Origin of the sequence: Roseibium salinum, assembly GCF_026240905.1 — a bacterium.
Classification (GTDB): domain Bacteria; phylum Pseudomonadota; class Alphaproteobacteria; order Rhizobiales; family Stappiaceae; genus Roseibium; species Roseibium salinum.
Genome location: NZ_JAPEVI010000003.1, coordinates 726296 through 745663, shown reverse-complemented (window position 1 = coordinate 745663; position 19368 = coordinate 726296). Strand labels below are relative to the sequence as shown.

Genomic DNA, 19368 nt, shown 5'->3' with positions numbered 1-19368 from the left:
GTGCATGGCGGTGCGGTTCTGCCCGAACCGCGTTCGGAGGAGCCTTTCCGCCAGCGGATGACGACGCAGATCTCGCGCCAAGTCCGAGATTGCCCGCAAGGCCGCCGGGCTGATCCAGCCCGGGCAGACGATCCTGGTGGATGCCGGCACCACCACGGCCATATTTGCACGGGAGCTGGTCAAACTGTCGGGCCTGTCAGTGATCACCAACTCCCTGGATATCGCGAGCACGCTTCAAGGGGCCGGCAAGGATGTCCTGCTGCTCGGCGGCCGGATGGCCGCCGACGTCCCGGCGACGGTGGGGGAACTCACCCTGTCCGAGATCCGCCGTTTCCGTGTCGACCTTTGCTTCTCCGCCCCGGTAGCGGTGCATCCGACCAAGGGCGCGTTCTTCTACGACCTGCAGGAAGCCGAGATCGCCATCGCCATGGCGGCTCAGGCACCGCAGACGGTGATCCTGGCCGACCAGAGCAAGCTTGGCAAAACCAGCCGGGTTCAGTCCTGGGAGGCAGGAGAGATCGGCACGCTGGTGACAAACAAGGCGGCGGCAGCAGAGCAGATAGCGGCCTTCCGTCAAACCGGTGTGGATGTCGTGACCTGAGAACCGGAAGACGCTCGACAAGCGGGGCCAATTGGCAATGCAAAGTTTTCGGTACGCGCGCCTGGTTCGGCAATCTGGTGCGGCCATTCAATGCTGTCTTTGCTCGGGCGTCGTGGGCGGAGCGGCCCCTTGCGATGGAAGGCGAGGACCTATGGACCACGAAAGGGGCGAACGGAGTAGGACACCTTGCTCTGCACCCCATCACCAACCCATTGTGGTGGATGCTCACGTTGACCAAGTCCCCATTTGAGCCAGGCATTCACCCACAGCCAACACCTAACCTGCTCCCGGCACAGTAAAAACAAAAAGTACAAGGAAAACGAGCGGAGCAAGTGATGGACGAACCTTATATGTAGTCACCGAGTTCAACCGCTTTGAGGAAATCCTGCCAATTCCCGAAGATGCGGATATCATCTTCTCCGCCAATATCGGGAGCGGATACAAACGAAATCTCACCATCTTCCACCAAAAATCCGAATTGCGTCCCTCCACCGTCTGACGCAAAAAAATGGTACTTTTCAGGGTATGCTACGAGATTTGGCTCTCTTAAGTTCGATACTTCTTGTTGTGTCCAGACAGCAAGGTATCCTTCGCCCAACCAACCTTCAGCACTAGAATAGCGCCGATAAAATTGGTTAAGTTCAAAGTCTTTCCCAAGTTCTGGCCAAATATCTGACACCTCTCCGGCGTTCTCAACAGGACGTTTCTTGCGAATAACGTCGAAACCAATCATCGCTTCAAATCCCTTTGCAAACGGTTCCACCAAGGTGTCACCTCGGACCGATGGGTTCCGCAAGGTAAATACACATTATTTGCAGGATCAGTTGGGCTGCCTCCGCATTTAACGGGCACAATCCCATGGATTTCATGGCGTTCTGGTACAACATCTTGGCGTCGTATCATCGGCTAATCCTAGTAATCCCGGAATTGCCGTCAGTACCATCCGTTCTTGCGCGTTACACCATGTCCCGCCTCGTCAGAAATTCACGGCCAGATCAGCCTGTCCGTCCTGTGACCTGACGGCCTCCGCCCGGAACACAGATCCCACGCCGATCAGAACCGGATTGTCAAACCCCAATTGCGCGACACCTGATCCAAGCTCCCCCAGCGTGCCCGTCCAGCGCCGCTCACGCTCACGCGAGATGGCGGAGACGGCGACGGCCGGGGTGTGCGGCGATAAGCCCTCGCCGATCAGCCGGGCGCTGATTTTCGCCGCCATGCGGGCGCCCATGTAAAAGACGGTGGTGGTCGCGGCATCGGTCAATCCGCGCCAGTCGACCGATTGAGGCAGATCGCCATGGCGGGAATGGCCGGTGACGAAGCGGACGGACTGGGCGTGGTCCCGGTGGGTCAGGGAGATGCCGAGGCGCGCCGCCATTGCGGACGCTGCGGTGATGCCCGGGACGACCGTTGACGGAATGCCTTCGGCGGCCAGCCGGTCGAGCTCCTCGCCGCCCCTGCCGAAGATCATCGGATCCCCGGATTTCAGCCGCACCACATGCCTGCCCTGGCGTGCCAGGGAAACCATCATGGAATTGATGTCTTCCTGCCGGCAGCTTTCCCGGCCACCGCGCTTGCCGACCAGCATGCGCTTTGCCTCCCGGCGGGCAAGCTCCAGGACGGCATCGTCGACCAGATCATCGAACAGGATCACATCCGCGGACTGCAGCGCGCGAACAGCCTTCAGTGTCAGATATTCGGCATCCCCCGGGCCCGCCCCGACCAGCGTGACCCGGCCGGTCGCCGATATTTTCGCATCGCTCACGAGCGCAGTGCCGAGCCGGTCCGCCTGCTCCTGCGGTGCCTTTTTGCCCGAGAAAGCAAGATCCGAAAACTGCTCCCAGAAACGGCGGCGCTCCTGACCCGCCTCCAGAAATGCAAGCGCCTTGCCGCGCAGCTTTCCGGCGAGTGCCGCCCAACCCTGCAGGCTTTCCGGCAACAGGGTTTCGATGCGCCTGCGGATCGCCTGACCGAGAATGGGTGCAACACCGGCGGTCGAGATACCGATCACCACCGGCGAGCGGTTGACGATGGAGCCGAACTGGAAGTCGCAATAAGGCGGGTTGTCGATGACATTCACCGGAACGCCGGCCGCGCGGGCGGCCGAAACAAAGGCGGCGGCTTCCTCGTCTCCGTCTGCATCGGCAATCGCGAGCGCCGCTTCGTGAAAACTCTCCGCCGACCATGCTCTTTCATGATGGACGAACCCGCCCTTGATACTGCCTGCCTTCAGCAAATCATCAAAAGCCGGTTCCAGCTCTTTTGCATAGACGTGAACCTCGGCCCCTGCGGCTGCCAGAAGCTCGGCCTTCCAGGCGGCCGCTTCCGTGCCGCCGGCCAGGATCACCCTGCGGCCTTCCAGCGGGAAGAACAGCGGCAGGCTTGCCAGCGCGCCGACACGTGCCGCACGGCGGCTTTCAGGCTCAACCGGCTTGCGCGATATCGCTGTCATGGAGGCTTTCCTTTGCAAACTCGTCAAGAAGCGTCTGGATTTCCGACCGGCAGGAGCCGCAATTGGTGCCGGCCCCGAGCCGTTCGCCGACTGCCCCGACGCTGTCCGCGCCGGCGCTTGCGGCCTCGGCAATCTGATTGCAGCCGATCTGGAAGCAGGAGCAGACGATGGCTCCGGGATCGGGCCGGTCCGCCGGGGCGCGCCCGGCGAGGATCCGGGTCCTCTGGTCCTTCGGCAAGGGCTCGCCGGCCAGGAGGCCGCAGGCCCATTGCCGCGAGACCTCAACCGACGTCAGCGAGAAGAAGAACGCCCCCTGAAGGATATCCTTCTCCCACCAGGCCTGACGGCTCCACCCGGCGGTGACATCCTCGATCCGCAGGAAATCGTCGCCGGACGCCCCGAGCGACGAGGCAATTTCCTTGAAATCGGCCTCGGTCCGCCCGGCAAACTCCAGCCGGTAGCCGCCTTCGATCGGGGCAATTGCCCAGTAATCCGCCGGAATATGCGCCGGCCGCGATCGGAGCACCGCAAAACCGAACCAGGCCATCTTCAGTTTCGACACCGCGACAGGTGTGAATTTCAATCCCGGCTGACCGGAATGCGGATCCGTGTCGGGCGCGACGACCGCGTCAATGCGGGCACAGGACGCGAACCGGTCCGTCCAGTGCATAGGCACATAGACTTCCCCCTCGCGCACCCGCTCGGTGATGAGCGCGCGCACATCGACCGAACCGAACGGGCTTTTCACACGCATCAGGTCGGCTGGCTGTATGTCCAGCCGCGCCGCGTCCCGCGGATGGATCTCGGCGAAGGGCTCGGCGATGTGGGATGTCAGCCGAGGGGTCTTGCCGGTTCGGGTCATGGTGTGCCACTGGTCGCGCACCCGGCCGGTGTTCAGCACGAAAGGATAAGCCCGCTCTCTCTTGCGCGGTGGCTGACAGGCAACCGGAACGAACCGCCCCTTCCGGCCTTCCGTAAAAAAGCCGCCCTCTGCGAAGAACCTGGTTTCCGCCGCTGATCCGTCGACCGCCTGGGGCCACTGGAAAGGCGGAAACGTGTCATAGGTCGTGTCAGAGGCATCCCCGTAGGCACCGATATCAAAATCGCGCGTGCCGCCATTCCTGTAGCCGGAAAGCGCGGCGTGCTCGCGGAAGATCGCCGCCGGGGTCTGATAGGCAAATGCTTCGCCATGGCCCATCTTCCGGGCAACTTCCGCCATCTGCCACCAGTCGGGACGCACATCCCTCGGCAGGTCCAGAAACCGCCTCTGTCGGGAAATCCGGCGTTCGGAATTGGTCACCGTGCCGTCCTTCTCGCCCCAGGCGGCCGCCGGCAACAGCACATCGGCATAGGGCACCGTGTCCGCGCTTCGCGTGACGTCCGAGACCACGACGAACGGACACGCCCGCAACGCCTCGGCCACGCCGTCCGCATCCGGCAGGCTGTCCACCGGGCTTGTGGCCATGATCCACAGAGCCTTGATCCTGCCGGACCTGACGGCCTGAAAAAGCTCGACGGCTTTCAGCCCCTGCTTGTCGGCAACGACCGGGCTCTTCCAGAATTCCCGGACGAGTTGGCGGTGATGGGGATCTTCCAGCGCCATGTGACCGGCGAGCATATTGGCAAGGCCGCCCACTTCCCGGCCGCCCATGGCATTCGGCTGGCCGGTGACCGAGAACGGCCCCATGCCCGGCCTGCCGATCCGGCCGGTTGCCAGATGGGTGTTGATGATTGCGTTGACCTTGTCAGTGCCCACCACAGACTGATTGACGCCCTGGCTGTAGACGGTCACCGTCTTTTCCGTGCGGGCCACCATCTTGTAGAACAGCGCGATATCCTGCCGGGAAAGGCCGGTCTTTTCCGCAATCTCACCGATTGCACATGGTCCGGCAGCTTCAACCGCCTTGTCAAATCCTTCCGTGAACCGGTTGATGTAATTGCGATCAAGGGCAGCCGCCTCGGCAAGAAACGCCAGAAGGCCGTTGAACAGGGCGACATCGCTGTCCGGCTTGAGGGCAAGGTGCAGGTCGGCGATCGAACAGGTTGCCGTCCGGCGCGGGTCGACGACCACCACCCGCATCGCCGGATTGGCCGCCTTGGCCGCTTCCAGGCGCTGAAACAGCACCGGATGGCACCAGGCAAGATTGGAGCCCACCAGAACCACCAGATCCGCAAGCTCCAGATCTTCATAGGTTCCCGGAACCGTATCGGCCCCGAAGGCGCGCCGGTGGCCGGCAACGGAAGAAGCCATGCACAGGCGCGAGTTGGTGTCGATATTCGCCGAGCCGATGAAGCCCTTCATCAGCTTGTTGGCAACGTAATAGTCCTCGGTCAGGATCTGCCCGGACACATAGAACGCAACGCTGTCGGGACCGTTCTCCCGGATCGCCTGCGTGAACCGATACGCCACAAGGTCGAGCGCGCTCTCCCAGTCGCTCCGCTTGCCGGAGACTTCCGGATAAAGCAGCCTGTCGTCGAGCGACAGCGTTTCCCCGAGGGCCGAACCCTTGGAACACAGCCGGCCGAAATTGGACGGGTGTTCCGGGTCGCCTGCAACGGTCACCGTCCCGTCTTCGTGCCGGGTGGCGAGCACACCGCAGCCGACGCCGCAATAGGGGCATGTCGTCCGGGTGGTCTTCTGGCTGGTCTCTTCTGTCATGCCGTCCTTTCCGGGCACCGGAGTTACCACGCGTTGTAGGCGAGATACTTGCCGGACATTTCGATCTTCACCCGGTCGCCCTTGGGATTTTCCACACGGGTCACCGACATGTCGAAATCGATGGCGGACATGATGCCGTCCCCGAACTTCTCGTGGATCAGCGCCTTGATGGTCGGGCCGTAGACGCCGACGATCTCGTAAAGACGGTAGATGCACGGATCCGTCGGGACGGCCTGCTCCCAGATCTTCGTCGGGCTCTCCTGCAGGATGAGGGCGGCCTCCTGGGGCAGTCCCAGAACCTCCGTCATCGCCCGCGCCTTTTCTTCCGGCATGGCATTCATGCCCATGGCGGCCGAATGGGTCCAGACGGGCGACATGCCGACCGTCTCGGCGATGCCTTCCCAGGTCAGGCCCGCCTGGCGCTTTGCCGACAGGATCATTCCGGTAACGTCTTCACGGGTGAGCGCAGTCATGATTGTCTCCTAGGAATTGCCAAAGAGTTGGTAGAAAAGAACGGCGCACAGCACCGCAAGAACGGCGGAGACCAGTTGCCAGAAGCGCACCGGATCCCTTTCGGCCAGGGGCACGAACTGGCCGGTGGTGAATGCCGCATTGGGCCGGCGCAGATCTTCAAGGAATTCGCTCAGCACCTCGTAGCGCCTGCCCGGCACCGGATGAACCGCCCGGCAAAGGGCGCCATCCACCCAATCGGGAACCCGTTCGGTCATCGAGGAAGCGCTGCGGAAGCGAAGTGCCGCCTGGGCCTTTTCGCTGGTCGCCCTGGCGACCGCCGCGCCATAGGGCAAGCGCCCGGTCAGCATCTCGTAGGCGATCACGCCGAGTGAAAAGAGATCGCTCCGCTCCGTTCCCAGATATCCGAGGAACACTTCCGGAGCCGTATACTGATGGGTCCCGAGGATCTCCGCCTTGTCGAGCGCCGGCGCCGCTTCTATCACGCCGGCAATTCGAACCGAGCCGAAATCGATGATCTTCACCGTCCCGGTCTTGTCGATCATGATGTTCTCGGGTCTGAGATCCTGGTGGACCATTTCCTTGCGATGAAACGCGCGTAGTCCCCTGGCAATCTGTTCCAGGAGACCACGCACCGTCTCCAGGTCCGGGTGGGGATTGTCCGTCATCCACTGCCGGAGGGTCTGGCCCTCGACATATTCGGTCGCGACGAAAAGGGTTTCGCGCTCCTGCGGATAGGGTGCAGCCTTGAGGACATGCGGCGACGAAATCCGGCGCGCGATCCATTCCTCCAGGGCGAAACGGCGCAGATAATCATTCTCGCCGCGCAGATCCACGGACGGGAATTTCAGCACCACCGGATCACCGGTTGCCTCGTCTTCGGCAAGATAGATGTGACTGCGGCTGCTGGAATGCAGGTTCCGGCAAAGCCGATAGCCCTCGAAGTGGCCCGGAACACGCGGCAGTGGTGCCGGCGGCAGCGTCTCCCCACCTGCCAGGAAATCGGGTGCGTCCGCCTCCGGTAGCCGGGTTACCCGTGCGATCTGGATGGTGAGGTTATCCGTACTGCCCGCTTCGAGCGCCAGCTCAACCGCGGCTTTGGCCGCGGCATCCAGATCGTCGGCGCCGGCAATCCGGGCGGCAAGCTCCTTCGGCGGCAGGAATTCATGAACCCCGTCCGTCGTCAGCACGAATATATCGCCCGCCTTTAAATCGAGCGCGAGATAATCGAGATCGATGGACTGAGCCAGCCCGAGGCCCCGGGCCAGATAGCTTTCTTCCGGCGAAACACGGACCCGGTGGTCTTCCGTCAGCTGTTCCAGGCTTTGCCCGGAGAGCCGCCAGATGCGGCTGTCGCCCGCATGGAAGAGATGCGCCCGGCGGCCCTTCAGGACCAGCGCGGAAAAGGTGCAGACATGGCCGAGGTCGCGGGAGCTTGCCTGCCTCGTCTGGCCGAAGAGCCAGGAATTCGTCGCCGAAATCACCCGGCTGCCGGCGGTCTTTACCGACCAGGCCTCGGACGTGCAGTAATAGTCGGACAGGAAGGATTTGACGGCCGTCTCGGCCGCGATCCGGGCATCCGGACTGGAAGAAATGCCGTCGGCAATCGCAAGCGCTACTCCCTTGTGCACCAGCACCTGGCCCACCGGCACCAAGGCACCGTGGAAGTCCTGGTTCTCCTGCTTCCGCCCGGCAGCGGAATACTGGCCGGTTTCAATGCCCAGGGCGTTTTTGGAGATTGCATCAGCACGGGTGGTTTTCCTCCGCAGGACAAGTCCCGCCGCCAAAGCAGGTTGAGCCGTGGCGGCGGGACGCGGGCTTATTCGGCCGGTGCGGCAGCCGGTGCCTTTTCATAGCCGGCATTGCGCTTCGGAGAGGTCTTGTAGTGAGTGGCGTAGATCATCGCGCCCACGAAGGTGAGCCCCCCGACAAGGTTGCCGATGACGGTCGGCAGTTCGTTCCACAAGATGTAGTCCATCCAGGTGAACTGGCCGCCGAGCATCAGGCCGGACGGGAACAGGAACATGTTGACGATGGAGTGTTCGAAACCGAGGTAGAAAAACACCAGGATCGGCATCCACATGGCAATGACCTTGCCGGAAACGGAGGTGGACATCATGGCGGCAACAACACCGGTGGACACCATCCAGTTGCACATCACCGCACGGACGAACAGCGTCAGCATGCCGGCCGCACCGGCGGCCTGATATCCGACCGTTCGGCTTTCGCCGATCACGCCGATTTTCTGGCCGACCGCATTGGGTTCGGTCGAGAAGCCTGTGGTGAAGATGATCGCCATGAATACCGCCACGGTCATCGCGCCGGCGAAGTTGCCGACGAAGACCAGGCCCCAGTTGCGCAGCACGCCGCCGACCGTTACGCCAGGGCGCTTGTCGAGCAGCGCCAGCGGGCACAGGGTGAAGACGCCCGTCAGAAGGTCGAAGCCCAGCAGGTAAAGCATGCAGAACCCGACCGGGAAGAGCAGCGCGCCGACCAGGAAGTCACCGGTATTGACGGCAACCGTCACAGCAAAGGCCGCCGCAAGCGCCAGGATGGCTCCGGCCATATAGGCGCGGATGAGCGTATCCTTGGTGGACATGAAAATCTTGGACTCGCCCGCGTCGATCATCTTTGTGGCGAATTCCTGGGGATTTACGTAAGACATTCGGATTCCTTTCGCAGTTGCTCCGGCAGGTCAGACAGCTTCATGTGAGAACGAGAGGTCGATGAAGATCCGGCCCTCTTCAAGCCGGACCGGAAAGGCCAGTGTCCGGCCTTCGTCGGCGCCCTGGGCGGTGCCGGTTTCCAGGGAAATTACCCAATTGTGCAACGGGCAGGTCACGCAGCCGTCATGCACGATCCCCTGGCTGAGAGGCCCGTTCCTGTGCGGGCACCTGTCTTCCAGCGCGTAGACGTCATCGGTGACGGTGCGGAACACCGCTATCGTCATCTCTCCGTTCTTCACGCAGCGCGCGCCCGCCCGGGGAATGTCGTCCAGGGATCCGATGTGGATCCAGTTGCGGATATCGGCGGTCATTCGGCAGCCTCCTTGGAAATAACGGCCATCGGGTTGAACTCGTGTTTGTCCTTGCCGGAGACGCGTTCCGACCACGGGTCGACCTGGGCAAATTTCTGGGAGAAGACGAAGCGGTCGCGGTAGGCCTTGCGCTTGTCCGCGTCCTCCATGATCTGGCGGCGGATCTCGTCGTAGCCGATGCGCCTGGCCCACTTGTAGATGCGCTCCAGGTAGTGGCCCTGCTCGCGATACATCTGAACCAGCGCCGCGATGTGCTCGAGCACGTCTTCTTCGGTCTTGACGTTGCCGAGGATTTCCGTGCCCTTGATGTCGAGGCCCGCGGCACCTGCGAAATGGATCTCGTATCCGCTGTCGACGCAGATGATGCCGACATCCTTGCAGGTGGCTTCGGCGCAGTTTCTCGGACAACCGGAAACGGCCATCTTCACCTTCGCCGGGGTCCAGGAGCCCCACATGAATTTCTCGATCCTGACGCCGAGGCCAGTGGAATCCTGCGTCCCGAAGCGGCACCACTGGGATCCGACGCAGGTCTTCACGGTGCGAAGGCCCTTTGCGTAAGCGTGACCGGAAACGAACCCGGCCTTGCCGAGGTCGTCCCAGATTGCCGGCAGGTCTTCCTTGCTGATGCCCAGCATGTCGATACGCTGACCGCCGGTGACCTTCACCATCGGGATATTGAACTTGTCCACCGCGTCGGCGATGGCCCTGAGTTCCGTGGAGGACGTAAGGCCGCCCCACATGCGCGGCACGACCGAATAGGTGCCGTCCTTCTGGATGTTGGCGTGGACGCGTTCGTTGATGAAGCGGGACTGATAGTCGTCCGCATATTCGTCCGGCCAGTCGGAGACGAGATAGTAGTTCAGCGCCGGCCGGCACTTTGCGCAGCCGCCGGAGGATTGCCACTCCAGTTCCTGCATGACGGCCGGGATGCTCTTCAGCTCCTTGGACTTGATCAGGCGGCGGACTTCGTCATGTCCGAGAGGCGTACAGCCGCACATCGGCGTAACCGCTGCCGGATTGTAGCTTTCACCGAGCGTGACCTGCAAAAGCTGTTCGACGAGCCCGGTGCAGGTGCCGCAGGAAGCGGACGCCTTGGTGTGCGCGCGCACGCCGTCGACATTGGTCAGGCCCTTTTCCGAGATGGCGGAGACGATCGTCCCCTTGCAAATGCCGTTACAGCCGCAGATCTCCGCATCATCCGGCAAGGCTGCAACGGCCGCCGTAGGGTCCAGGGGGCGCCCCCTGATACGCCTGGCCGAAAATGAGCGTTTCACGCATCTCGGAGACATCGGTCCCCTTCTTCAGCATGTCGAAGAACCAGCCGCCGTCGGACGTCTCGCCGTAAAGAACGGCGCCGAGAATGCGGTTTTCCTTCAGGACCAGACGCTTGTAGACGCCGGCGGTAGCATCGCGCAGCACGATCTCGTCGCGGTCCTCGCCGTCGGCAAAGTCACCGGCCGAATAAAGCGTCACGCCCGTGACCTTGAGTTGCGTGGCGGTTTCCACCGGGCGGAAGGCCGCCTCCTTGCCGACAAGCGTGGCCGCCGCCACCTTCGCCATGTCATAGAGGGGCGCGACGAGGCCGTAACAGGTTTTCTGGTGTTCGACACACTCGCCGACTGCCAGGATGTCGGGATCGGAGGAGCGCATCTGATCGTCGACGACGATGCCCCGTTCCACATGAATGCCGGCGTCGGTGGCGATGCGGACTTCGGGCCGGATGCCGACCGCCATGACCACAAGGTCGGCGGGATAGACGGTGCCGTCGTCCAGCAGAACCGCCTCGGCCTTGTCCTCGCCGAGGATCGCCTTGGTTTGAGCCTGGCAGTGGATCTTGATGCCCCGGCCTTCCAGATCCTTTTGCAGGAGGAAACCGGCGGCCGGATCGAGCTGGCGCTCCATCAGGTGTCCCATCAGGTGAAGCACCACGACTTCCATGCCGCGCAGCCGGAGAGCCGCAGCGGCCTCGAGCCCAAGCAGGCCACCGCCAATCACGACCGCCTTGGCGTCGGGCTTGCCTGCCGCGGCAACCATTGCGTCCACGTCGTCAAGATCGCGGAATGCGCGAACGCCCGGCAGATCCTTCCCGGCAATCGGAATGATGAACGGCGCCGACCCGGTCGCCACGACGAGCTTGTCGTAGGAGATTTCACCCTGCGCCGTAACCACGGTTTTCTTCTCGCGGTTGATGCCGGTGACAGTCTCGCCAAATCGGCAATTGACGTCGTAGCCGGCGTACCAGTCGGCGTCATGCGTAACGATCTGGTCGAATGTCTTTTCCCCCGCCAGCACGGGCGACAGCATGATGCGGTTGTAGTTTCCGCGGGGCTCTGCTCCGAAAAGCGTGACGTCATAGGCGCCGGGGAAGTTCTCGAAGAGGTGCTCCAGCATGCGGCCCGAAGCCATTCCCGCACCAACGACGACAAGTTTCTGTTTGCTCATTTTGTTTTCTCCCTCCTGATGCGCAGCGCTTATTCGGCAGCCTCGACGGCCGCCTTCTGGCGGGCCAGTCGAGCGGCTCGCTTCTGCTGGATGGATTGAAGTTGTTCCTGAGTGGGGTTCGCGCCGCCCTCATAGGCCTCCAGGAAGTCCAGAAGCTCTTCGCGGTAGGCGTAGTAATCCGGGTGAGCGAGAAGCTCCTTGCGCGAGCGCGGACGCGGCAGGTCCACTTCCATGATGTTGCCGATACGGGCATTCGGGCCGTTGGACATCATCACCACGCGGTCGGCGAGGAGGATGGCTTCATCGACGTCATGCGTGACGCAGACGGCCGTCACCTGGGTACGCTTCCAGACATCCATCAGGACGTCCTGCAGCTCCCAGCGCGTAAGGCTGTCCAGCATGCCGAAGGGCTCATCGAGCAGCAGCAGCTTCGGTGACAGCGCAAAGGCGCGGGCAATGCCGACGCGCTGCTTCATGCCGTTGGAGAGGTCTGCGGCTGCCTTGTGCATGGCATCGGCAAGGCCGACCTTGGCAAGGTAATATTCGATCACGTCGCGCTTTTCGGCCCTGGACGCATCCGGATAGACCTTGTCGACACCGAGTTCGACGTTCTCCCATGCGCTCAGCCACGGCATCAGGCTCGGCGCCTGGAACACGACAGCCCGATCAGGGCCTGCCTGCGTGACATGCGTGCCGTCCAGGACGATCGCGCCTTCCGTGATCTTGTTGAGGCCGGCAACCATGGAAAGGACCGTGGACTTGCCGCAGCCCGAGTGGCCGATCAGGGTGATGAACTCGCCCTTTTTCATCTTCAGGTCGAAGCCGTCGACAACGGTCAGCGGCCCCTTGGGCGTGGGGTAGACTTTCTTGAGCTGGGAAAACTCCAGATAGCGGTCCTGGGTTACGGCCTCCGACGCCCGCTCATAGGCGGCCGGCAGCTTGTCGCCGGCCCTGGGCCGCTGGGTGATCGGGACGATGTTCGGCAGAATGATGTCGCGTTCGAGGTCGGCACCGCGTTCGGAACCGGCCTCGATCAGATATTCGGTAACTTCCGCGCGCAGCCGGATGAAATCGTCATCGTGGTTGAGCTCGCCCCGGTCGCGCGGGCGCTTGAACGGCACTTTGAATTCAGGCCCGAGCGTGGCCGGTGTGCCGGGCTTCAGCGGGATGATCCGGTCCGCCAGCAGAATGGCCTCGTCCACATCGTTGGTGATGAGGATGATGGTCTTCTTTTCCTCTTCGCAGATCGCGGCGAACTCGTCCTGCAGCTTGGCGCGGGTGAGCGCGTCGAGCGCGGATAGCGGCTCGTCGAGAAGGAGGATCTCCGGCTGCATGGCGAGCGCCCGGGCAACGGCCACCCGCTGGCGCATGCCGCCGGAAAGCTCCGCCGGCTTGCGGTCCCTGGCATGGGCCAGTCCCACCATCTGGATATACTTGTCGCAGATGGCCTTCCGCTCGGCCCCGCTCTTCTTCTTGAAGACGCTGTCGACGGCCAGCGCCACATTGCCGGCGACGGTGAGCCAGGGCATCAGCGAATAGGACTGGAAGACGACGCCCCGGTCGGGGCTCGGACCATCGATCTCCTTGCCCTTGAAGATGACGCCGCCCTGCTCCGGCTCGATAAGCCCCGCCAGCAGGGAGATGAGCGTGGTCTTGCCGGTGCCGGAGAAGCCGACAATGGCAATGAACTCGCCCTCTTCGACCTTCAGATGGATGTTTTCCAGCACATCCGTCCGGCGGGCGCCTTCACCATACGATTTGGAGACGCCGGAGATTTCCAGAATGGACATGTCGCTCTCCCTACCGGTTCGCCGAGAATGTGAAGGCGCGCTGCAGGGCGAACATCAGCCGGTCCAGCATGAAGCCGATGATGCCGATGGTCAGAACTGCGACCATGATCTTGGCGAGCGACTGCGAAGAGCCGTTCTGGAACTCGTCCCAGACGAATTTCCCCAGACCAGGGTTCTGCGCCAGCATTTCCGCGGCGATCAACACCATCCAGCCCACACCCAAAGACAGGCGCAGGCCGGTAAAGATCAGCGGCAGCGACGACGGCAGGACGAGCTTGGTGACGGTTTTCCATGTCGGCAGCTGCAGGACGCGGCCGACATTCATCAGGTCCTTGTCGACGGATGCAACGCCCAGCGCCGTGTTGATCAGGGTCGGCCACATGGAGCAGAGCGTGACGGTGACGGCGGAAATCAGCAGCGACTTGGAGAGCCAGTCGACCGGATCGGCATAGGTCGCTGACACGATCATGGTCACGATAGGCAGCCAGGCGAGCGGCGAGACCGGCTTGAAGATCTGGATAAGCGGATTGATGGCGCCGTTGATCGAACGCGAAAGGCCCGATGCGATCCCGAGCGGCACGGCGATGAGCGTGGCGATCAGGAACCCGAGGCCGACCGTCTTGAGGGACGTGCCGATCTGGTCGATATAGGTCGGCTTGCCGGTGTAGTCTCGCCACTTGATCTTGTCCGTCTGGCCGTCCGCCTCGTATTTGGCGTTCCGTGTTTCCTGGCGGTCAAAGAAGGCCGCGGCTTTTTCCCGCTCGCGCACATGGTCTTCCCAAAGGTTGACGGTTTGCGTCCACACGGCCGCAGGTCCCGGCACCGCTCCGAGAGACGTCTGCACCTGCGGTGCCAGGACGCTCCAGAGAACGAGAAATGCCGCGATCCCCAGAAGCGGGATCAGGAGCACGCGTTTGAGTTCGCCCATCTGCTCCTTCGCACTGTCGCCCGCGGCGATTTTCAGGAGCGGCACGATCCAGGAAAGACCCAGCGCATCCAGCCAGCCGGCGGCCCTGTTGATGAGCGTAAAGAGCTTCTCCCGGCGCGCGGCGCGGGCAAGATCCTGGCTGCCTGCGGTATCGGCATTTGCCATGATGTCGATCCTTGTTCGAATATCTGCTGTTTCGTTTCAAACGGAAAAGAGGGAGCGGCGGCGCTGCATTGCCGCCGCTCCAGTTGGGAGACCTAGCCGCCGACGACCTGGTTGCCGTCGACCACCTGCTTGCCCTTCAGGCCGATCGGCAGGCTGTCGATGTAGGCGTTCGGCTGTTTTCCGTCGTAGGGAATGCCGTCGATGATGTCCTCAGCCGGGGTCGGAGCGCGGTAACCGTCGCTCTCCCAGGGGAAGTCGTCCTTGGAGACGTGCCCTTCCTCGACCAGCATCTGCGCGGCTTTCAGGTAGATGTCCGGCTGATAGACGGACTGCGCGACTTCGTCATACCAACTGTCCGGCTTGTGCTCGGAGATCTGGCCCCAGCGGCGCATCTGGGTCAGATACCAGACGGCGTCGGAGTAGTAGGGATAGGTCGCGTAGTAGCGGTAGAAGACGTTGAAGTCCGGAACGTCCCGCGTGTCGCCCTTCTCATATTCGAAGGTCCCGGTCATGGAGTTGGCGATGACTTCCTCGTCCGCGCCGACATATTCGGAGCGGGACAGGATCTCGACGGCTTCCATGCGGTTGGCGTTGTCGTTCTCGTCCAGCCACTTGGCCGCGCGGATCAGCGCCTTGGTAAGGGCAAGCGTGGTATTCGGATTTTCCTCGGTGAACTCCTTGGTAAGGCCGAAGACCTTTTCCGGGTTGTTCTTCCAGATTTCGTAATCGGTGACGACCGGAACGCCGATACCCATGAAGACCGCCTGCTGGTTCCAGGGTTCGCCCACGCAATATCCGTGGATGGTACCGGCTTCCAGCGTCGAGGGCATTTGCGGCGGCGGCGTTACCGAAAGCAGCGCATCGGCCTGGATCTGGCCGGAGATGTCGGTGCCGGAATAAAAGCCCGGGTGAATGTCACCGGAGGCGAGCCAGTAGCGCAGTTCGTAATTGTGGGTCGACACCGGGAAGACCATGCCCATCTTGAACGGCTTGCCTTCGCTCTTCAGCTTGTCGACCACCGGTTTCAGTGCGCTCGCCTTGACCGGATGCGCCGGCTTGCCGTCGTCCTGCATCTCCAGATGCGGCTTCATCATCTCCCAGATCTCATTGGAAACGGTGATGCCGTTGCCGTTCAGGTCCATGGAGAAGGGCGTCACGATATGCGCCTTGGTGCCGAAGCCGATAGTCGCGGCCAGCGGCTGGCCGGCCAGCATATGTGCTCCGTCCAGTTCGCCGGTGATCACCCGGTCCAGCAGCACTTTCCAGTTGGCCTGCGGCTCCAGCGTGACGAACAAGCCTTCTTCTTCAAAATATCCAAGTTCATAGGCAATCGCGAGCGGTGCCATATCGGTAAGTTTGATGAAGCCTATGGTCAGCTCGTCCTTTTCAACATCCAGCATCTCGGCGAAGGCACCGGAAGCAGGCACCAGAGCCGTGGCGGCCATAAAGGCGCCAAGCGCAACCCGGCGTGTGATTTTGTAAGACTTTGCCATTGTCACGTCCTGTTCCCTCTCTTGCCCCGGGCGGTCGTCGCCTGGCCCAGGTCCAAACAAAAAAGCTGCCGCCCGACCGTGCATGAATGGGAGGAGGAACCATGCAAGTCAGTGCGGCAGCTTTGCCTGAGCGCCCTTCGATGAGCGCGATATTTCATAGGCCGGCGTTGGCCACGTCTTTCTCAAAGCAGAATGCGTGCCAACTCCGGATTTCCTAGATTAACTTGTGTTTTTCAATGACTTGGAGAGATTCCGAAACTCAGGCAACTTTCGGGTTGTGCATGATTTGTTGGCGCATGGTGCAAGCAGATGATCTTTTTTTGTGCAATGCAGCGAGCCTGCCGAGAAAATGCGCACGCAATGGCGCGCGTCCGCTGACCGGGGCCGACGGGGATAGCCAGACGGGGGAAACCGGGCGTGAAGAACCGGACGTGAAGAACCGGGGATCGGGATGAATACAGGGGGACCTAGAAACGCTTTCCGTCGAACATCCGGATGGAGTTCTCCGACGGCAGGTCGGTCAGCCCCAAGGCAGAGCGGTAGGCAGCGGAGGAAAAAATCTGCTCCACCTTGCGCGCACTCTCGGCCGTCCGGTCGGTCTGGCCCCAGCGCACCATCTGCTCATAGAACCATTTGCCGTGGACAGCCATCGGTGCCGCCTTCGCACCGCCGGAAAAGGCCAGGAAATCCGGCACGTGCTTCTGCAGGTCCGGACCTAGCTGCATTCGGCCGGTCAAGGCAGGAAGACAGATCTCCCGATCGCAGGCGAGAAGGTCCGGCCGGCTGAGCAGTTCGGCGAGTTGCGGCGCGTTGTCGGGCACGGCGCACCAGTCGGCCGCAGCGGAAAAGGCGCGCACCAGCGCCGCAAGCGTGTCCGGATTGGCCTCGGCCCATTTTTCGGTCACGCCGAGAACCTTTTCCGGGCTGTCCGGCCAGATAGCCTGCTTGTAGGTGGCGATCCGCCCGGTTCCTGCCGCGACTGCCGCCGTGTTCCACGGTTCGCCCACACAGTAGCCGTCGAGTTGACCGGCCGCGAGGGCATCGGCCATCAGTTGGGGTGCGAGAACGGTGATCTCGACATCCTTGTCCGGATCTATACCGGTGGCCGCGAGCCAGTATCTCAATTCATACGCATGTCCCGAGAAGGGATGCACCACGCCGAAGCGAAGTGGCGGCGCGCCCGCCCCATGGTGGAGCGTGATGATCTCGCCCAGCGCCCGGCCCGTCGACGCGGGATCTCCGCCTGGATCGGCCCCGGCCGCAGCCATTTCCTTCCAGAGCCCGGCAGCGACCGTAATGGCATTGCCGCCAAGCCCCAGCAGCATGGGCGCCAGCATGGGAACGGAAAGACTGGTCAGGTTCAGGCTGGCAGCGATCGGCATGGGAGCGAGCATGTGGGCAATATCGAAGTGCCCGACCGCAATCCGGTCGCGGATATTTGCCCAGGAGGTTTCCCTGACGAGCTTCAGCGCGACCCCTTCCCGTTCGGCAAAGCCCAGTTCCGAGGCTGCCACGAGAACCGCGCTGTCCAGCAGCGGTATGAAACCGGCGATGACTGGTTTCAGGTTCGTTTCCATTTGCCTCCGGCCCCCTGGTTGACCGCCCCTCCCCGACCGCTATCGTTATCGAACATCGTCTAGTCCTCCAGCAGTCCGCTGGCGATCACCAGGCTCTGCGCCACATCGATGATCTTGCGGCTCTGTTTCATGGCTGTGCGCCGCAAAAGGTCATACGCCTCCTGCTCCGACAGCCCTTTGGATTTCATGACGATGCCTTTGGCCCGATCGATGGTCTTGCGGTCGGCAAGTTCGGTGCGCGCTTCCTCAAGCTCTGCCGTCAGCCTGGAGAACGCCCGGAAACGGCTGATGGCCATATCCAGGATCGGCTTGACCCGCTCCCGTTTCAGTCCGTCCACCACATAGGCGGAAACGCCGGCATCGACTGCCGCCTCGATCGAGTGGCTGTCCGCCTTGTCGACGAACATCGCGATCGGCCGCCGGACGGCCCGGGACACCTGAAACATGTGCTCCAGTTGGTCCCGATTCGGGTTCTCGAGGTCGATGACGATGACATCGGGATTGATGTCCGCGATCTGCCGTACCAGCCCGTCCATCTGGTGCACGAGAATGACCTGATCGTGCCCAGCATCGTGCAGTCCCTGCTCGATGATGGAGGCCCGGATCTTGTTATCGTCGATCACCAGAATGGAAAGCGCGCCGCTCATGCCGTTATTATGCGCAAGGCTACTTTTTATGCAACAACAATGCTGCGCCGCAACAACACAAATTGCCAAAGAATTGATAAGCTTTTGTTATTACTGGTCTATCCATCATGCGGACCATTGCTGCGGTACGAACAGGCAGTGGACGATCACGCTCACGACGCCGGTTTCCGGGACCTGAATGACCTGTATCCTGCACGGATGGGTTCAGCATATGATTCCGGCAAGGAGGATCGATGGAATGGAATCCGGAATGAGACCAGGCCGGCTCCCGGCGGAGATCGCGAGGCGCTCGAGAGCACTGCTCACTGTGGCGATACTGGCCCTTTCCGTCAGCGCCCTCGCCCCCTCGATCTCCCGCGCCGCCGAGCTCGAGGTCATCGACAGTACGCAGGCGCCCTGGCCGTCGATCGGCCGGGTGAATGTCGCCGGCTTCCGGTCGACCTCCATGTGCACCGGCACGCTGATAGCCCCGACCGTCGTCCTCACCGCCGCGCATTGTCTCCATGACCTGAGAACGCTTAAGCCGTTTCCGGCCGATGACGTGCTTTTTCTCGCCGGGGTTCGGCGGGACCAGTACGCGGCACGGCTGGAAGCGGCCTGTTTCAGGACTGCCGAGGGATTTGCTCCTGTGAAGAAGCCGACGCTCGGTGATATCCAGAAGGATGTCGGCGTCATTATCCTGAAGGAAGCCAGCACGCTGCCGCCGGTCCCGCCCCTGCAACTTCGGGACGCATCGGCGCTTGGCGCGCAAACCAGCTTTCAGTCCGCCGGATACCGGCGCAGCCGGCGCTACCTGCCGACGCTCGTCCCCGCCTGCAGGGTTCTGGGGACGGCTGAGGAAAGCTGGATCACCGATTGCACGACGGAAAGCGGCGCCTCGGGCGGCCCTCTTCTTCTGGAGACGCCGGGGGGCTTGCGGGTTGCCGGCGTGATGTCGGCCAGGATCGACGACAATCGCTCGGCCATCGTACCGTTTTCGGCATGGCAGGACTTGCTTGAAACCCTCTCCTGCGATCCTGCTGGCACGACATCCGGTCCGGCACTCAGATCCTCGCTCCCGGGGGAGGACTGAACGCAAATTTTCCCTGCCCCTGACGGCTGAGCCC

The 19368-nt window shown here is 62.3% G+C and carries 14 protein-coding genes and 1 pseudogene; 2 read left to right on the top strand and 13 right to left on the bottom strand.

The genetic code is table 11. The features are described from left to right. Positions 1-88: 88 nt before the first annotated feature. Complete coding sequence (locus tag ON753_RS07960; protein ID WP_323054799.1) at positions 89-601, top strand: DeoR/GlpR family DNA-binding transcription regulator; 513 nt, start codon at positions 89-91, stop codon at positions 599-601. 346 nt (positions 602-947) lie between these two features. Here the strand turns inward: ON753_RS07960 and ON753_RS07955 are convergent, their stop codons facing one another. The 13 genes and pseudogenes from ON753_RS07955 to ON753_RS07895 form a co-directional block, all read right to left on the bottom strand. Next, positions 948-1364: a hypothetical protein gene (locus ON753_RS07955; RefSeq protein WP_265962028.1), complete on the bottom strand. Its 417-nt coding sequence runs from the start codon at positions 1362-1364 to the stop codon at positions 948-950. A gap of 213 nt (positions 1365-1577) precedes the next feature. Continuing rightward, entirely contained in the window at positions 1578-3053 is a 1476-nt protein-coding gene (cysG, locus tag ON753_RS07950; protein ID WP_265962027.1) for a siroheme synthase CysG, read from the bottom strand. Beyond that, a complete protein-coding gene (locus ON753_RS07945; RefSeq protein ID WP_265962026.1) occupies positions 3025-5712 on the bottom strand; it encodes a nitrate reductase in 2688 nt (895 codons plus the stop codon). Before ON753_RS07945 ends, cysG begins: the two co-directional genes overlap by 29 nt. Before the next feature lie 23 nt (positions 5713-5735). Then, the gene (gene cynS, locus ON753_RS07940) at positions 5736-6185 is read right to left on the bottom strand and encodes a cyanase (RefSeq protein ID WP_265962025.1); all 450 of its coding nucleotides are present in this window, start codon (positions 6183-6185) and stop codon (positions 5736-5738) included. Between the two features lie 9 nt (positions 6186-6194). Beyond that, positions 6195-7907 carry a bifunctional protein-serine/threonine kinase/phosphatase gene (locus ON753_RS07935; RefSeq protein ID WP_265967095.1) on the bottom strand — a complete coding sequence of 571 codons (1713 nt, stop codon included), beginning with the start codon at positions 7905-7907 and terminating at the stop codon, positions 6195-6197. 95 nt (positions 7908-8002) lie between these two features. Then, on the bottom strand, positions 8003-8848 hold the full coding sequence (locus tag ON753_RS07930) for a formate/nitrite transporter family protein (RefSeq protein ID WP_265962024.1): 846 nt from the start codon (positions 8846-8848) through the stop codon (positions 8003-8005). Between the two features lie 30 nt (positions 8849-8878). Next, positions 8879-9220: a nitrite reductase small subunit NirD gene (nirD, locus tag ON753_RS07925; protein ID WP_265962023.1), complete on the bottom strand. Its 342-nt coding sequence runs from the start codon at positions 9218-9220 to the stop codon at positions 8879-8881. Then, positions 9217-11662, bottom strand: a pseudogene (nirB, locus tag ON753_RS07920) (nitrite reductase large subunit NirB). Before nirB ends, nirD begins: the two are co-directional and overlap by 4 nt. Before the next feature lie 29 nt (positions 11663-11691). After that, complete coding sequence (locus ON753_RS07915; protein WP_265962022.1) at positions 11692-13452, bottom strand: ABC transporter ATP-binding protein; 1761 nt, start codon at positions 13450-13452, stop codon at positions 11692-11694. A gap of 10 nt (positions 13453-13462) precedes the next feature. Then, on the bottom strand, positions 13463-14545 hold the full coding sequence (locus ON753_RS07910; protein WP_265962021.1) for an ABC transporter permease: 1083 nt from the start codon (positions 14543-14545) through the stop codon (positions 13463-13465). A 92-nt stretch (positions 14546-14637) separates the two neighbouring features. After that, positions 14638-16038 carry a CmpA/NrtA family ABC transporter substrate-binding protein gene (locus tag ON753_RS07905; protein WP_265962020.1) on the bottom strand — a complete coding sequence of 467 codons (1401 nt, stop codon included), beginning with the start codon at positions 16036-16038 and terminating at the stop codon, positions 14638-14640. 467 nt (positions 16039-16505) lie between these two features. Further along, complete coding sequence (locus tag ON753_RS07900) at positions 16506-17615, bottom strand: CmpA/NrtA family ABC transporter substrate-binding protein (RefSeq protein ID WP_265962019.1); 1110 nt, start codon at positions 17613-17615, stop codon at positions 16506-16508. A gap of 59 nt (positions 17616-17674) precedes the next feature. Further along, positions 17675-18262, bottom strand: a complete 588-nt coding sequence (locus ON753_RS07895; protein WP_265962018.1) for an ANTAR domain-containing response regulator — start codon at positions 18260-18262, stop codon at positions 17675-17677. A 250-nt stretch (positions 18263-18512) separates the two neighbouring features. On the opposite strand from ON753_RS07895, the gene ON753_RS07890 reads away from it, so the two are divergent. Further along, on the top strand, positions 18513-19334 hold the full coding sequence (locus ON753_RS07890) for a trypsin-like serine peptidase (RefSeq protein WP_265962017.1): 822 nt from the start codon (positions 18513-18515) through the stop codon (positions 19332-19334). The last annotated feature ends 34 nt before the right edge of the window (positions 19335-19368 follow it).

What these genes read in the sequence shown, in the direction of transcription:
- ON753_RS07890 (WP_265962017.1), top strand. Translation starts at nt 18,513, where the DNA reads ATGAGACCAGGCCGGCTCCCGGCGGAGATCGCGAGGCGCTCGAGAGCA.
- ON753_RS07905 (WP_265962020.1), bottom strand. Translation starts at nt 16,038, where the DNA reads ATGGCAAAGTCTTACAAAATCACACGCCGGGTTGCGCTTGGCGCCTTT.
- ON753_RS07900 (WP_265962019.1), bottom strand. Translation starts at nt 17,615, where the DNA reads ATGGAAACGAACCTGAAACCAGTCATCGCCGGTTTCATACCGCTGCTG.
- cysG (WP_265962027.1), bottom strand. Translation starts at nt 3,053, where the DNA reads ATGACAGCGATATCGCGCAAGCCGGTTGAGCCTGAAAGCCGCCGTGCG.
- ON753_RS07945 (WP_265962026.1), bottom strand. Translation starts at nt 5,712, where the DNA reads ATGACAGAAGAGACCAGCCAGAAGACCACCCGGACGACATGCCCCTAT.
- ON753_RS07930 (WP_265962024.1), bottom strand. Translation starts at nt 8,848, where the DNA reads ATGTCTTACGTAAATCCCCAGGAATTCGCCACAAAGATGATCGACGCG.
- cynS (WP_265962025.1), bottom strand. Translation starts at nt 6,185, where the DNA reads ATGACTGCGCTCACCCGTGAAGACGTTACCGGAATGATCCTGTCGGCA.
- ON753_RS07915 (WP_265962022.1), bottom strand. Translation starts at nt 13,452, where the DNA reads ATGTCCATTCTGGAAATCTCCGGCGTCTCCAAATCGTATGGTGAAGGC.
- ON753_RS07910 (WP_265962021.1), bottom strand. Translation starts at nt 14,545, where the DNA reads ATGGCAAATGCCGATACCGCAGGCAGCCAGGATCTTGCCCGCGCCGCG.
- ON753_RS07895 (WP_265962018.1), bottom strand. Translation starts at nt 18,262, where the DNA reads ATGAGCGGCGCGCTTTCCATTCTGGTGATCGACGATAACAAGATCCGG.
- nirD (WP_265962023.1), bottom strand. Translation starts at nt 9,220, where the DNA reads ATGACCGCCGATATCCGCAACTGGATCCACATCGGATCCCTGGACGAC.